The sequence below is a fragment of the Paenibacillus sp. FSL H8-0259 genome (assembly GCF_037963255.1).
GTDB lineage: Bacteria > Bacillota > Bacilli > Paenibacillales > Paenibacillaceae > Paenibacillus_AQ > Paenibacillus_AQ phytohabitans.
Genome location: NZ_CP150147.1, coordinates 4,682,471 through 4,696,116, shown reverse-complemented (window position 1 = coordinate 4,696,116; position 13,646 = coordinate 4,682,471). Strand labels below are relative to the sequence as shown.

General features: G+C 42.2%; 20 protein-coding genes. 17 read left to right on the top strand and 3 right to left on the bottom strand.

Annotation, left to right across the window (positions count from 1 at the left end; translation table 11 throughout):
* Positions 1-64: 64 nt before the first annotated feature.
* Positions 65-1,267, bottom strand: coding sequence for a site-specific integrase (locus NSU01_RS20080; RefSeq protein ID WP_076242886.1), 1,203 nt, complete (start codon positions 1,265-1,267; stop codon positions 65-67).
* Between the two features lie 31 nt (positions 1,268-1,298).
* Complete coding sequence (locus NSU01_RS20075; protein WP_083705271.1) at positions 1,299-1,964, bottom strand: LexA family transcriptional regulator; 666 nt, start codon at positions 1,962-1,964, stop codon at positions 1,299-1,301.
* A 150-nt stretch (positions 1,965-2,114) separates the two neighbouring features.
* On the opposite strand from NSU01_RS20075, the gene NSU01_RS20070 reads away from it, so the two are divergent.
* The 13 genes from NSU01_RS20070 (at position 2,115) to NSU01_RS20010 (ending at position 10,867) form a co-directional block, all read left to right on the top strand.
* Positions 2,115-2,396, top strand: coding sequence for a helix-turn-helix transcriptional regulator (locus tag NSU01_RS20070; RefSeq protein ID WP_076242887.1), 282 nt, complete (start codon positions 2,115-2,117; stop codon positions 2,394-2,396).
* A 15-nt stretch (positions 2,397-2,411) separates the two neighbouring features.
* Positions 2,412-2,609 (top strand): helix-turn-helix domain-containing protein, encoded by a 198-nt coding sequence (locus NSU01_RS20065; protein ID WP_076242888.1) that lies wholly within the window; start codon positions 2,412-2,414, stop codon positions 2,607-2,609.
* 61 nt (positions 2,610-2,670) lie between these two features.
* Positions 2,671-2,877 carry a hypothetical protein gene (locus NSU01_RS20060; protein ID WP_076242889.1) on the top strand — a complete coding sequence of 69 codons (207 nt, stop codon included), beginning with the start codon at positions 2,671-2,673 and terminating at the stop codon, positions 2,875-2,877.
* A gap of 15 nt (positions 2,878-2,892) precedes the next feature.
* Entirely contained in the window at positions 2,893-4,026 is a 1,134-nt protein-coding gene (locus tag NSU01_RS20055) for a ParB N-terminal domain-containing protein (RefSeq protein ID WP_076242890.1), read from the top strand.
* Positions 4,013-4,456: an ORF6C domain-containing protein gene (locus NSU01_RS20050; protein ID WP_076242891.1), complete on the top strand. Its 444-nt coding sequence runs from the start codon at positions 4,013-4,015 to the stop codon at positions 4,454-4,456. Before NSU01_RS20055 ends, NSU01_RS20050 begins: the two co-directional genes overlap by 14 nt.
* A complete protein-coding gene (locus tag NSU01_RS20045) occupies positions 4,453-4,602 on the top strand; it encodes a hypothetical protein (RefSeq protein WP_179093438.1) in 150 nt (49 codons plus the stop codon). Before NSU01_RS20050 ends, NSU01_RS20045 begins: the two co-directional genes overlap by 4 nt.
* A gap of 2 nt (positions 4,603-4,604) precedes the next feature.
* The gene (locus tag NSU01_RS20040; RefSeq protein WP_076242892.1) at positions 4,605-4,967 is read left to right on the top strand and encodes a hypothetical protein; all 363 of its coding nucleotides are present in this window, start codon (positions 4,605-4,607) and stop codon (positions 4,965-4,967) included.
* Between the two features lie 80 nt (positions 4,968-5,047).
* Positions 5,048-6,088 carry a replication protein gene (locus NSU01_RS20035; RefSeq protein ID WP_076242893.1) on the top strand — a complete coding sequence of 347 codons (1,041 nt, stop codon included), beginning with the start codon at positions 5,048-5,050 and terminating at the stop codon, positions 6,086-6,088.
* Complete coding sequence (locus NSU01_RS20030; RefSeq protein ID WP_076242894.1) at positions 6,088-7,065, top strand: ATP-binding protein; 978 nt, start codon at positions 6,088-6,090, stop codon at positions 7,063-7,065. Before NSU01_RS20035 ends, NSU01_RS20030 begins: the two co-directional genes overlap by 1 nt.
* A 2-nt stretch (positions 7,066-7,067) precedes the next feature.
* On the top strand, positions 7,068-8,171 hold the full coding sequence (gene dnaN / locus NSU01_RS20025; RefSeq protein WP_076242895.1) for a DNA polymerase III subunit beta: 1,104 nt from the start codon (positions 7,068-7,070) through the stop codon (positions 8,169-8,171).
* A 2-nt stretch (positions 8,172-8,173) separates the two neighbouring features.
* Positions 8,174-8,719 carry a hypothetical protein gene (locus NSU01_RS20020; RefSeq protein WP_076242896.1) on the top strand — a complete coding sequence of 182 codons (546 nt, stop codon included), beginning with the start codon at positions 8,174-8,176 and terminating at the stop codon, positions 8,717-8,719.
* Positions 8,720-8,744: 25 nt separating this feature from the next.
* Positions 8,745-8,948 (top strand): hypothetical protein, encoded by a 204-nt coding sequence (locus NSU01_RS20015; protein ID WP_076242897.1) that lies wholly within the window; start codon positions 8,745-8,747, stop codon positions 8,946-8,948.
* Positions 8,945-10,867 (top strand): DNA cytosine methyltransferase, encoded by a 1,923-nt coding sequence (locus NSU01_RS20010; RefSeq protein WP_076242898.1) that lies wholly within the window; start codon positions 8,945-8,947, stop codon positions 10,865-10,867. Before NSU01_RS20015 ends, NSU01_RS20010 begins: the two co-directional genes overlap by 4 nt.
* A gap of 26 nt (positions 10,868-10,893) precedes the next feature.
* Here NSU01_RS20010 and NSU01_RS20005 read toward each other — a convergent pair whose 3' ends face one another.
* Positions 10,894-11,109: a helix-turn-helix transcriptional regulator gene (locus tag NSU01_RS20005; RefSeq protein ID WP_144025995.1), complete on the bottom strand. Its 216-nt coding sequence runs from the start codon at positions 11,107-11,109 to the stop codon at positions 10,894-10,896.
* Between the two features lie 158 nt (positions 11,110-11,267).
* On the opposite strand from NSU01_RS20005, the gene NSU01_RS20000 reads away from it, so the two are divergent.
* From NSU01_RS20000 to NSU01_RS19985, 4 genes are all read left to right on the top strand, one after another.
* On the top strand, positions 11,268-11,441 hold the full coding sequence (locus NSU01_RS20000) for a hypothetical protein (protein ID WP_156118609.1): 174 nt from the start codon (positions 11,268-11,270) through the stop codon (positions 11,439-11,441).
* Between the two features lie 72 nt (positions 11,442-11,513).
* The gene (locus NSU01_RS19995; protein ID WP_076242899.1) at positions 11,514-12,191 is read left to right on the top strand and encodes an HNH endonuclease; all 678 of its coding nucleotides are present in this window, start codon (positions 11,514-11,516) and stop codon (positions 12,189-12,191) included.
* 12 nt (positions 12,192-12,203) lie between these two features.
* A complete protein-coding gene (locus tag NSU01_RS19990) occupies positions 12,204-12,797 on the top strand; it encodes a sigma-70 family RNA polymerase sigma factor (protein ID WP_076242900.1) in 594 nt (197 codons plus the stop codon).
* A 56-nt stretch (positions 12,798-12,853) separates the two neighbouring features.
* Positions 12,854-13,600: a hypothetical protein gene (locus NSU01_RS19985; protein WP_076242901.1), complete on the top strand. Its 747-nt coding sequence runs from the start codon at positions 12,854-12,856 to the stop codon at positions 13,598-13,600.
* The last annotated feature ends 46 nt before the right edge of the window (positions 13,601-13,646 follow it).

Below are 13,646 nucleotides of genomic sequence, written 5' to 3'. Positions count from 1 at the left end.
TCTGTGATAAATTCACCTTATAGAATAAGGGAGATTTATCATTTTACCCACAGATTCCCCACAATTATATTCTGTTCATGAATAGATCGAATTTTATAGGGGCATCTTTCTTTCTTTTCTTAGTCACATGTAAGTAAATTCGCCTAGTAACCGCAGCGTTGCTATGGCCTAATCTCTCCTGGATTGTCTCAATATCTATTCCAATTTCAGCCAATAATGAAACATGAGTATGACGTAAACTATGGGGTGATAAGTTCGAGGGAAGCTTTGCGAGTTCCAAGTAATCTTTAAATCTTTTGCCAACCGAAATTATATTCAAAGGGTAGCCTGGCAAGTTTTTGTTGTTCACAAACACAAAATCGTCTTTATCGTAATATTCTTTTCTGCGAGACATTTTGAATTCATTGCGCCAAGCTAATTGATTTTCCAATACAGACAAAACATTAGGCGTAATTTCAACTTCGCGGTGAGATGATTTAGTCTTCGGTGTGTTGAGGGAAAATTCAGTAGCACTGCCCTTCATGTAAATTGTTTTGGTAATGGAAATAAAACCTTCGACTTTATTAATATCTTTTGTTTTTAATGCTGCCAATTCGCCTATTCGCATACCCGTATACGCTAGTAAAAAGAAAAGGTTGTAATCTTGCAATTCCCCCTGAATCTTAATAATAGTTAAGAGCTTGGATAATTCGTCTCTTTCAAGATAATGAGGTAATTCGGTTTTGTTTTCTAAATCTTCTACAGTCAATGTGTACGCTGGAAGCTCAGCACCATTAGTAGGGTTGTTATTAATTATCCCTAAATCAACCGCCTTTTTAAAGAGCATTCTACAAGTTGTGTTTAATAGGGATATTGTATTCTTCGCAGCACCTTTGTTTTTCTGGTCATCAAGCATCTTTTGATAGTCTAATTTTGTGATATCACCTATCTTCTTATTACCAAAATAAGACGAACATTTTTTTAACTCCCATCTTCGGATGTCGACAGTAGAATTCTTTACTTTTCCTGGTGCTGCGTACATAGTAAGCCACTCAGTAGCAAAATCATCAAATAATATGTTTTTTTCTTCGAAGTACACGCCGTTAAGCAATTCAGCTTTAATGCGAATACCGGCTTCGTATGCTTGTTTGGCTGTAGGGAAACTAGGTGTCTCCTTTTGCTTTCTCCCTGTTTTACTGGTTCCAGGGATGCTGTAGCGATAGGTGAATCTTCCATCTTTCTCTCGAACACCTGGATACTTTAAAGGTTCTTTTGGTTTTCTAGCCATTTAATTTCACCTCCTTTCAAATAAATAATAATTAATATTTGGTATTAGGAGGAGACATATACCAAACCATTTTCCCCACGATCCTTAAACTTTCCAAATCAGGACCAGTAAAGTTCTGAGCAACAAAATCAGGGTTATAGCTATCAGGTTCAAGAACAACTGTATTTTGTAGGCGATAAAATCTTTTTAGTGTAGCATCATAACCGTTTACTTGAATTACAACTACATCTCCATTGGAAATGTTTTCTACAGATGAAGGACTTATTAATGCGTATGCCCCATTTGGGATAATACGGTTCATGCTATCTCCATTCACTTTTAGTAAAAAGGCATCAGGATGGTTTTTTCCGATTTCTTCAGGGACTTCTATGTATTCTTCAACAGGCAGCATTTCAAGAGGTAGTCCCGCAGCAATAGATCCATATAAAGGTATTAGGTGGGATTTAGGTTTGATTTTAATAGCGTTTACTGGTAAATCAATAGACTTTTCAGAAGACTCATATACAAGCTCCTCCAAAGTTACTCCTAAAGCATCTGCCAGTTGTTGCACCGAACCCATTTTAGGTTCACTTTTTCCTGATTCCCAATATCCGATAGAAACATCGGAAACTCCGATTCTCCGACCTAATTCCGATTTAGATAAACCCCGAGCTTCTCTAAACTTTGTTAGATTAGTGGCGAAAGCTATTGTTTTCACGTTTCATACCTCATTGTTTTTTATTTATCATACCATGTAAAATCTAATTATTCCACAAAAAATCTAATTATTATTAGATGTATTGTAATTTAGCGTTGACATCTAAATAAATTTAGAATACGATTTGGTTAGCGGAGGGAGGTAGGCAGAATGCATATAAATACTGAAACCGCAAATGAATCGAGTAAGATTGCGGACATCAATTTAAACGGAGGGATAGACAACAAAAAAACCTTAAGAGAGTGGAGGGTAAAGCGTTTCAAAAGTAAACAAGATCTTGCGGAACTACTTGATGTACACCCAAGCACGTATGCCAAAATGGAATTGAAACCTGAAGAAATGAGATTGCGTCAATTAGTGCTGATTGTTGACTTTTTAGAATGTAATCTCAGCGATATCCTTTTTTTTGAACAAAACTCTAAAAATAATTAGAGGTGGGGATTTGAAATGCGATCTGAAGATTTACCAGAAATTTGCACGCCCGAACAGGTAGCTGATTACTTAGGGGTTACTCGGAACACTGTTTATCGCTGGTGTAAAGAGGGGGATATTCCAAGCATCAAAGTTCGCAAAGTTCGTCGGATACAAAAATCAACTTTAATTGATTGGATAGAGAAGCAAGAGAAGGCCAGTTGCAGCTCTTAAATATCCCCCATAAGCAATAATGACCAAAACATAGAGTTTTATACCCGAAAGGAGAATTCGATTGAAACAAGATTTACAGATTGCTTATGAAGCTCTATCAAGAGTAGTAGCCGCAGGGTTGGCAGAGGGAGACAAAGTCGCTTTGAGAGAAGCCGGTCTTGCTCGGGCGAAAACGCTGGAGCTAAAGACAATGCTTCAGCATCGTGAGGCTAAGCCTCAAAGAGTGACACTTAACCGCTTGGAGAGTTATTGCTTACCAGTACTTTAGGAAAGGGGAATTAGCTTGCTCATTGATATCAGCAAGATCAAAGTAACGGATCGTATCCGGCAAGACTTTTCAGGCATCGAAGAACTGGCCCAGGACATTGCAGAGAACGGTTTAATCAATCCCATTGTCGTAACATCAGATTATCAATTAATTGCCGGAGAACGGCGGTTGAGAGCGCATCAGCACCTGAGGAGACAAGAGGTGGCAGTGAACGTAATGGATGTGCGTAATTATGCCCATCATTTACAACTGGAAATCAGCGAGAATGAGCATCGTCGGGATTTTACTTTTTCGGAGCGAATCGCTTACGGGAAAAAAATTGAAGAGTTAGAACGGATCAAGGCCAAGGAACGAATGACTGCACCCGATAAGGAAAATTTGCCTGAGGGAGAAAAAGGCCAAGTCAGGGATATTGTCGCTGAACAAGCCGGATTTGGCAGTGGCCGTAATTACGATAAGGCAAAATTCATTGCCGAACATGCTACGGCTGAAATCATCCAAGAGCTTGATGCCGGACTTATCAGCACTCATAAAGCTTTTACTCAAACCAAGGAACGTATGGAAGCAGCTGAAAAGGCTGCTGCGGAAGCAAATGCTCGAGCTGAGGCCGCAGAGAAGGAGAAAGAGAACCTTAGAAAGCAATACAAGGACTTTATACCTGCTGATCAACTCGAAGAGGCGGTTAACGCCGCCATAGAGCGACAGCAAGAAGAGAATGAGGTATTTATTGCTCAGAAGGACAAAGAAGCTCAGGCGGCACTTAAAGCGCGTGACGTGAAGTGGAAAAAGGATATTGAAGCAGAATCTCAGAAAGTGCGTGATCTTAATGCCGGTTATAAAAGAATTCAAGAGGAACTGGAGACGTTGAAACTTCAGCAACCTGAGGATCTGGATGAACAACAGAAAATGGCTCAGTTAAAGAAGCTGCGTTATGAGGCGGATTCGAACACAGTTCAGTTAAGTATCCATGTGAAGCAGTTCCTGCAGAAGGCAGCTGTTACTACTCTAAACCTTGGGTCCGTAGCTTCGGCATCGAGCAGTGAGAAAAAGCGCTTTAACGAGAGCCTGGACATGCTTCAAACATTTATCGATCAAATGCGGCCGGCTGTAAACGGCAGAAGGGTGGTAGAGGCAGATGTCATTAATTAATCAAGGTAATACATTGGCTATGCTGGAAAACCAGTTGAAGCAATCTGAAGCGCAAGGCGCTGCTGTGCGGATGATGTTTGAAGAAATGAAGCAAATGCATGAGAATATCCAAGAAATGAAACTTGATGTAAGTGAAAAATTTGAAGAATGCCAGATCATGGTTCAGGAGGTTCGCGATAGCGTTACGCTGATCGATGCTGAATGTGATCAGATGCAGGCAGTAGTCAGATTGAGATCAAATGAGCTGACCAAACACCGGTTTAAAGACTCGGACATGAAATTTAAAGAAATGGTCGGAAAATATCGGCGAACAATATGGAGTAAATTGAAAGAACAGTTCAGTGTAGCCAAATATAGTCATCTTCGGCGAATTGATTTCGAGGACGCAATTGAATTTGTCCAGAAATTTCAACCGGAGGACTACATGTGATGACGGATGAACGCCTGAAACAGCGCCATGATGCATGGAAGAGAATGAATCAACTTCAAAACTTTATTGGGCGAGGATTGCAATCTGCCGAAATAGATCGGGAAATTAATATCCTGGAGATTTTTTTACAAACTAGGGAGGCGTAGAGATGCAAGAATTTAGCATCCCCGTTATCGCCTTAGGCGAGCAGTTTGAAATGACACAACAAGCAGAGTTTCATTTTGAAGCAGTGGCAATCTTGCATGATAGCCTGAATGACGGATCGCTTCGAGTTGACCTTGTTCGTTTGGATCTCAATCCGTCTGAAACCGAAATCATAGACGCACTTTTTCGCAAGCGCAGCATAGAGATTCGCATCAGATCTTTGCGTAAATTTATTCGTGTTATTGGAGATGTTCCAAATTTAATCGATCAAGCTAGTGGGCAACTGAGAGATGCAGCGAGAGAATTAGAGGCGTTAATCGAAGGTATTGAAATAAAAATGACCACGTTGAGGGACGCGGCCATTTAAAATCAAATCAAAATATATTTAATTTATCGTATCACAGCCTTTTTATACGGTCAACTGGTTCGGCAGGAGAGGTGAGGTGATTGGCGGACACGCAGCCAGAGAAGGGCTATGTCAGGCTTGCCAATGATTTAATAAATGAACTGATACGCCGGAACTTCACGAAGCGTCAGAAGGACATCCTGCTGTTCGTCTGGAGGATGTCCTATGGATGCAATCTCAAAGTAGCACACATATCGAAATTAAAAGATTTTGAGATTTGCGGAGTACCGGCGACCCACATTAAAAGTGAACTTAAGCATCTGGAGAACGCGAATGTAATCAATTGGGACAGGAAAGAAAAGCTATTTTCTATAAATAAGGACTACGATCTTTGGCAAATTACCCCTGTCGTGGGCTGGGAATCTGAACGTTTTAATGCGCTTATCCATCTGAATTTGAAACGAAAAACTTCACAAAACGTGAACTTTTCAGAACCAGAACAAGAAGATGAAACTTCACAAAATGTGAACCCTGACTTCACAAAAGATGAAGTTATTGAAGAAGAAAACTTCACAAAAGATGAAGTTGAAGGTGCTTCAAACCCTTGCGGCTCTAAGGCGGAGGAGGTCTCTAAAGACAGTTCTTTTAAAAACAATATTAAAGACAGTAGTAATAGTTGTTGTTTAAAGGAGGGCTCAATCATGAATCAAGAATCTCAAAACGAAATTAAACCAGTTAGCCAGGATGCCGTTCCTGCCGGGGATTCCGACTCCAACCGGAAAGCTGCTGAATTAGAGTATCGTAATACAGTTTCAAGTCGTTACCTCGATCGTAAAGGTAGTGGGCTGATTATTACCATCAAGGATGAGGCATTCATAAGCGAACTCATTGCCGATGGAGTGCCCTTGACAATAGCTCTTGACGGTATCAATCAATCATTCGACAAATTCAAGCCCAAGCATAAAAAAGACTCAATCAAAAGCCTGGGTTACTGCGAAGGAGCAATTTATGGACTGCTTGCCAAGCAAGAGGACAAGTCTTCCAATACGGTAGCGCATGAGGAAAGCGTTCCTGAAATCAGCCAAGATGAGTATCGTAAGACACTTGAGAAACTAAAAGCCAAACGCGGAGTTGAGGCTTGATGGAAAGCATGGGCGATGAACTTAAGAAATTAATTCCGAAAGGATTCGCAGAATTCCAAGCTCAAGTAATGAAAAAACTTGAGGAACATCCGGAAGTGATTCGCATAAAGGAAAAATTTCCTGGGCGAACCGACATGTTGACTCACCCCACAAATTACGGATCAATTTCGCGGCATATCGCAGTCTCGGATAACTGTAAGACATGTCAGGGATTATCATCATGTCAGAACGACCACATAGGGCATTGCAGCGTTGTAGAAGAGAATCCGAAGGACGGCAAAGGCTTAATTTTTAGGCTCCAGAAATGCCCATTGCTTCTCTCCTACGAGAAACGTCAGAAGGTTACGGAGAAGATCAAAAGCCATTTCATACCAGAACATATTGTGAATGCAACTTTTGAAGATATCGAACCGGATGGGTACAGAGTGAAAGCAATCACAAAATGCATGGAATTCTGTGCAAATTATAAAGCCGGAAAGACTAAGCGTGGCATTTATCTCCATGGTCAGTTCGGAGTTGGGAAGAGCATGATTGTCGGGGCGATTGCACAAGAACTGGCATCTCAGGGAATAGACGTTGCTATGGTCTATGTACCGGACTTTATGGCCGAGGCAAAGGACGCGATTAGTTCAAAGACGGAAACGGTTCTGTCAAAGCTAGAGGCGCTACAGAACGTGACCGTGCTCATCTTGGATGATATCGGAGCGGAGGCCTTAACTATTTGGACAAGGGACGAAATACTTGGACCTATCCTCCAGCGCCGCATGGAAAGGTTAGTTACAATCTACACATCTAATTTATCAATGAAGGAATTAAAGCAACACTTATTAAACGTCAAGGATGCTAAGGTTATGGACCCGCGTCAAAACGAGAAGAAGGTTGAACGTATATTTGAACGGATTGAACCTTTTGTTGAAGTGCTGCATGTTGGCGGACGTAATCGCCGTAGAGACAATTCTCATAACACAGGAGGATAGACATGAAAATATCAATTGATAAACATATTTTAGCTAATCCGATTGAACAGGCTACGAAATTTATATCATCCAAAAATATCGTTCCTATTTTGTCGGAAGTGTTAATCCAAGCAACACCGGAAGGTCTTTTCATTACTGGCGGTGATGGGGTGCAATTCCTCCAAACGAAAATTGCGGATGATGATTATCAACTCATTGAACCAGGTACGATCACGATGCCCGGAAAGAGAATAGCTGAAATTGTGAAAAAGATGAAAGGCGTCATTGATATTGAATCGGAACGCATGCAGACCAAGATAACAAGCAAAAGTGGAGATTATGATCTTCCTAGCTTAGATTTCGAGGAATATCCGGAGTTTATCAACGAACAACCTGGACCTACTGTTGAAATTGAAGGAGAAACCCTCATCCGGTTGGTGGAGGAAACAGAGTATGCTGCTTCCACTGAAGAGGCCACCCCTATCCTAATGGGCCTGAGATTTAAATTTCACGAAGACACAATCACTGTAACCGGTACGAACCGGCATAAGCTTTCATCATCTGTTCGAACCATAGAAAACTTGCAGGACATGCAGGTTGTAGTTGGAGCAAAAACTATGAAAGAACTAACGAAAATAATCGAACCCAAAGAACGCATTTCAATCCGTCTTGTTGATTCCAAATTAATCGTGAACACTTCGAAATTTGTTTTTTATTCACGAGTGTTAGAGGGAGCATATCCAGATGTGGATAGATTGATTCCTAACAATATTCTATCTGAGGTTAAGGTGGAGAGAGAACAGTTTTTAGATGCATTAGAGGCTGTTTGGATTATCGCGGAAGTGGACAAAACCAAGATGGTGAGAATGGCAGTAGGGAAAATGCTTGAACTTAAAGCAAATGTGTCAGGCGTTGGTAAAGCCAATCGACTTATCGACATTCTGGAAATTCAAGGAGAATCCTTCGCAACTGCATTCAACTGCAAATATGTCTTGGAAGCAGTGAAGTCTATTAATACAAATGAAATATCAATTACTTTTACAGGAAAGTTCTCTCCCATCGTGTTTAGAGGAACAGATGATGAACGTAATTATCGTATTGTATTACCCTACCGGACGGAGGTATAGGAATGAATAACGGACTAAACTTGAAAGAAATTTCAAAACAGATAAAAGCATCCGGTAAGAGTGGAAGTTTGATCTGGTCACGGGAAGAGAAACAACATTTCATTACGAACCGACACTTCTTGTTGAGAGTAGAAGAAGTACCATCCGAAGTCTTAATAGCGCTTTTCTCTATCTTTTTAAAAATACCTGAGAAGGGAGAAACATTAACTTGCTTTGCCGGACAGATCCAGGATACCGAAAAACAAAAGCCTATTAGCTTCGAGAAGATTTATATCCCAGAAAAACAGAATGAACAGGGCGAAGTCTCCCCGTTTATCAAGGATCTCGGAAATAAACTTCAAGCTAGAGTCATTCAGTTCCCTGATCATTTCGCTTATGTAAATGAACAGTATATGAAAATGACCAATGATACGGAACCAGTGTCAACTAACGGTCCTATGACGCCGATCTACTTTGCTGATCGAAACCTCATATTACTTCCCTATAGGGTTCATGAGACGAAAGATGTTGCAACGCTATCGGTTCTGATCGGAGATAAGCATGTGTGATAACCATGAGAAAGGAAGAGTAAACATGAAGGGTATGCCTAATCAAGAATCCATAATGCTCATAAATCAAGATGTTGAAAGATATCTGGACGAGCACGATAAGAGTGAATTGTCCCGGATAGTATGGAAAATGGAGCAGTTGAAGGCTGCTGATAATGATCCGAATCAACTGCAGCTGGTGCTTAACGAGAATGTATTGACCACACCGGAACCCGAGGTGATCAAGTGAAGACAGAATATACAGCAGCGTACTTATTCGGAGGTATCGGTGGGGGAGCGCTCGGGTTCAAGGGGGCCAGAGCTGAGTACATGAACAAAGTCGCTCACTTCCGCAGCCTATGCAGCATCGATTCCGATCCCATAGTTTGCCGAAATTACGAACAGATTACAGGAGGCAGGGCTGTTCAAATGGATTTGTTCAATCGACAGCAATATCTTGATTTCCACGGAGTAGATGAGCCTCCAGCAGTTTGGCATGAGGCGGAAGCTTGGGATATCTGGAAAGCTTTTGGCGAAGAAGTTCCGGATGTTATTTTCACTTCACCACCTTGTAAAGGGTTCAGTGGTTTGCTCCCGGAGAAGTCAGCCAGCAGCAAAAAGTATCAGGCGCTGAATCTCTTAACAATTCGAGGAATCGATCTCTCCTTGCGGGCCTGCCGGGATTACGGCGGCGAACTTCCTGCGCTGTTCTTACTTGAAAATGTTCCGCGCATTATGACGAGAGGGAAGCACATCCTCAAAAAGATCAAGGACACTCTCATCAAATACGGATATGCGGTCAATGATGAAACTCACGACTGCGGAGAAATCGGCGGATTAGGGCAACATCGCAAGCGGTACTTGCTTATAGCCAGAAATGAGAAGCGCATGCCGGCCTTTGTGTATAAGCCAGAGGTTAAGCCTTTGAAAACTATCGGTGATGTAATAGGACACCTGCCGATGCCTGGGGATGAAGTAAACGGAGGACCAATGAATCGCCTCCCAATGCTTCAGCGGAAGACATGGGAACGGTTAGCCTTTATCCCGGCTGGTGGTGATTGGCGAGATCTTGAAGGCATTGAGTCTGAAAAGTACAGGCTCGAACACGAACCCCGTGCCGGAGCATGGGCAGTTGATGAATGGGATAAGCCAGGGAGAACAGTAACGGGCGGCGCGGGTGTTGGTAGGAGTAACGGCCTGTCGGCGGTAAACGACCCAAGAACGGGCTTCAAGAACGGCACGCACCCAACTATATACCGTGTGTCAAAATATGATGAGGTGAGCTCGACAGTAACCGGCGCAGCGCGTCCCAACAATGGAGCACTATCTGTAGGTGATCCAAGGCTCAACGATCGAGAGGGAAGGCATCCCGGAGTTTATCGGATTGTGCGATGCGATGAACCAGCCCCTTGCGTAACAGGAACAAGATTTGGTAGTGGAGCATTAGCTATCGCCGATCCTCGTACCCCTGGGGATCACTACGATGGTGATTACAACAGAGTGGATGTGTATGGAGTGCAGGACTGGGATAAGACCTCTAAGACGGTCAGAGGCGCAGCCAGGATAATGAATTCCGCTTCATCTGTAGCAGACCCGAGGCTGAATACAAGGAGTCAACGCTATCCCGGAACATTCCGAGTGGAAGACTGGGATGAAGCAGCAAATACAGTCCTTGGGCAGACAGACGTTCAATGCGGCGCGGCATCGATTAATGATCCGAGACTGGGATGCAAGCCGAGATCAGGATCTTATGGTGTACAAAAGTGGGATGAAACGGGCACTACAGTAACAGGTTCTGGAGACGTGCATTCCGGTAATGCAGCTATTGCAGATCCGCGAATACCGGAATATAACGAGCGTTGTGTAATGATGATCATTTCTGTGGATGGGACTTGGCACAGGCCGTTTACAACGTATGAGTTGGCGGTCGGTCTGCAAGGGTTTCCGAAATACTTGCTTGACGGTAGGCCGTTTCAGATTGACGGTTGCAGCGATGCTAAGGCAAGAGAGTATGTGGGCAATGCCGTTCCCCCGGATGCTGCAGAGGGGATGGCAAATGTAATCCTCATGGCAATGGTAATGTCAGAGCATGGCGTGAGTTTTGAGATGAGTTGGAATCTAGTGTGGGTACAACCTGAACTGAAACAAGAAATTGCACTTATTCACTGATCAGTAAAAAAAGGAGCATAGAGGATTTATTCCTCTTGCTCCTTATCAAACAAATCTTCAATTGATACTCCCAAAGCTTCTGATATAGAGAATAAATGACTTGCCTCGTGTCTTGAGTTCTTATCAAACCGGCTCAGTGATCCTTGAGGAACGCCGGATTTTTCAGACAGTTGCATTTGAGTCATATCACGTTCTTTTAGCAGCTCATTTAGTTTAGGGCGTACTTTCTTCAAATATATCACCTCTTATAGCGAGTATACGATAACGAATATTTTTCCGCAAGATCCATTGACCTATTATTCGATATCGTATATTATTGAGTTACAGACAAATATACGAAATGCGATAACGAATAAAATTCATGAGGAAAATTTTCCTTAGGTGCAGGGGAGTGAATGCTTTGACTAAAAAGAAACTTGATTTATCGGAACTTGACGATCAGCCGCAGGAAATCAGAGAAGCAATTGCATTTTATGCTGCTCACACCGTCTTACCAATTCATTTCACCGCAGCTGAGCGCGAACGGCATTATCAAACGCTGGAACAGGCTGGCTATTTGGAGGGAATTTATTGAAACCGTAGTAACAGCGCGGCGGAACAACATTGTTATAGCCCTAAAATAGAAATATAGGAGGTGTAAAAGAGCATGGGAGAGCATCAGACATTTTGGAAACCGGTCAAGGAAGTTAAGGAGAAAAAGACCTATAGCAGTCTGGGGTCAAATAAATCCAAGGCTAAGAAGGAAGTTCCAGAATGGAAGAAGGATCTCCTTGCTCATCACAAATCAGGAAAGAGTTCGAAAGATCGGTGTGATTTTACAGATGAAGTAATTGCTGAGCTCATTGCAGAGCAAGGTGAAATATGCCCGTGCTGTAAGACTGCGGCATCCTCTACTACACACCACGTGTGGCCTAGAGGCCGGAAGGGTCGGGGAGTCAAGACAAACGGCCTCAGAGTCTGCTGGCCCTGTCATGACAAGATCCAAACGACCGATGAACTCCTTCAATATTGGATTTCAGTATACCGTGAGAAATATGGAGATCATTTTTACTTTGACGAAAAAGACTGGGAAGAATTCAACCACAAGCAAAATGCTCTACAGCAGAAAGAGCACGAGAAACAGGAACGACAGAATCAAATTAAACCAGTTGTTGATTTGCTCTCAGCAGCAGCCGGACGAAATCTCAAAGCAACTGAAATACGCTTACTGCAGTCTTTCGAGGATAAGGACATGGCGATATTCGCCAGTATGATGGCAGATGCATTGGGAAGAGCAGCAGAGCCTGCACCGGTCTATAGCTACGGTGAACGGTTCGAGGACTAAGGAGGTACAACATTGAAGAAGCTTCCAACAAAACGAATAAGGGATAGCCATCCTCAGCTTGGTACAAAAGAGGAGTGCTACCAGAATCACTATAAGATGGTTCATGAGGTTGCGAAGAAATTCGGACACTTGAGATTCCAAGGCATTGATCCGGACGATTTAGTCAGCGAGGGAACCATTGGATTATTGATGGCTTATGACAGATTCGACCCCGGCAAAACATCGGCTAAGAAGTTTTCAACGTTTGCCTATCCATATATTAAAGGCTTCATTCTTAGATACCTGGAAACCAGAGCACAATTAATTCACATCCCGTTTCATTCAGGCTTGCAACCCAAATCAATCACAAGGTTAGATCGAATGATCAAATTCAAGGATGGAACTGAGCTTGGATTGGCGGAAACAATCGCAGATGAAGAAGATGATACGGAGCTTGCGGTTAATCAGTTCATTTGTGCTCTGACTCCGGTGGAGCAAGAGACTGTAAGAATGATGATGGACGGTTACTTACATCGTGAGATAGGAAAAGCGGTAGGAGTATCAGCGAATACTATAGGCCAATACAAAAATAGGATTGCACTGAAATACATTCAAATTGCTCAATAATGGGTCAGTTTAATTCGGATAACAACGTTAAATCACAATCAAAAGGAGCGAATTATATGTCGTTGGAAAACAGCATCAAAGACGTTATCACTAAGAAACTTGAGGACGGGACGATCGAGAAACTGATTGCAGAACAATTAGAAAACGGAATCAAGAACGCTCTTAAGGATCTGCTCGGTTCTTATGGCGATGTAACAAAGGTCATCGAAAAGCAAGTTAAATCCGTAATGATTCCTTATTTGGAAAATTACGATTATAGCGAATACATCACTAAGCTTGATTCTGTTTTAGTGGATGTGCTGAAAAGTTCGGCGCTTGAGAACAAAAAGATGCTGGAAAACTTCAAGGATTTAATGATTCCAGAAGAAATGGAAACTATCAAAGTAACTGATTTGTTTGAACGTTGGAAGAAATACGTAGAGCACAACGTTGAAACCGATGATCTTGAGGTTTGTTACGAAGACGGACCGCCATCTTTCGAATATGTGGATGTACGTTTTGAAGTTGAATTTAACGAAGAACGGTCTTGGAGCAGTGTAAAACATGCAGTATTGGTTTTTGAATGTGAGCATGACAAGAAAATGAACTTCGAAATTCGAATTCACACATGGCCTGAATTCGACAAAGGAAAATGGACAATCGAACGCAATTCAATTCACGATATTAATTCACTAAGATACTTGGATGAGTTTTCAATACTCCTAATGAAACTCAACCAAAATGGGACGAAGCTAATCCTTGATTCTGATTCTGAAGGCGATGAAATTAAACCTGATAAAGAACCAGAAGCAAGTTTCTCTTAATTATTGATTCTGAGATAAGTCGGGGCGTAAATCGCCCCCTAATAAA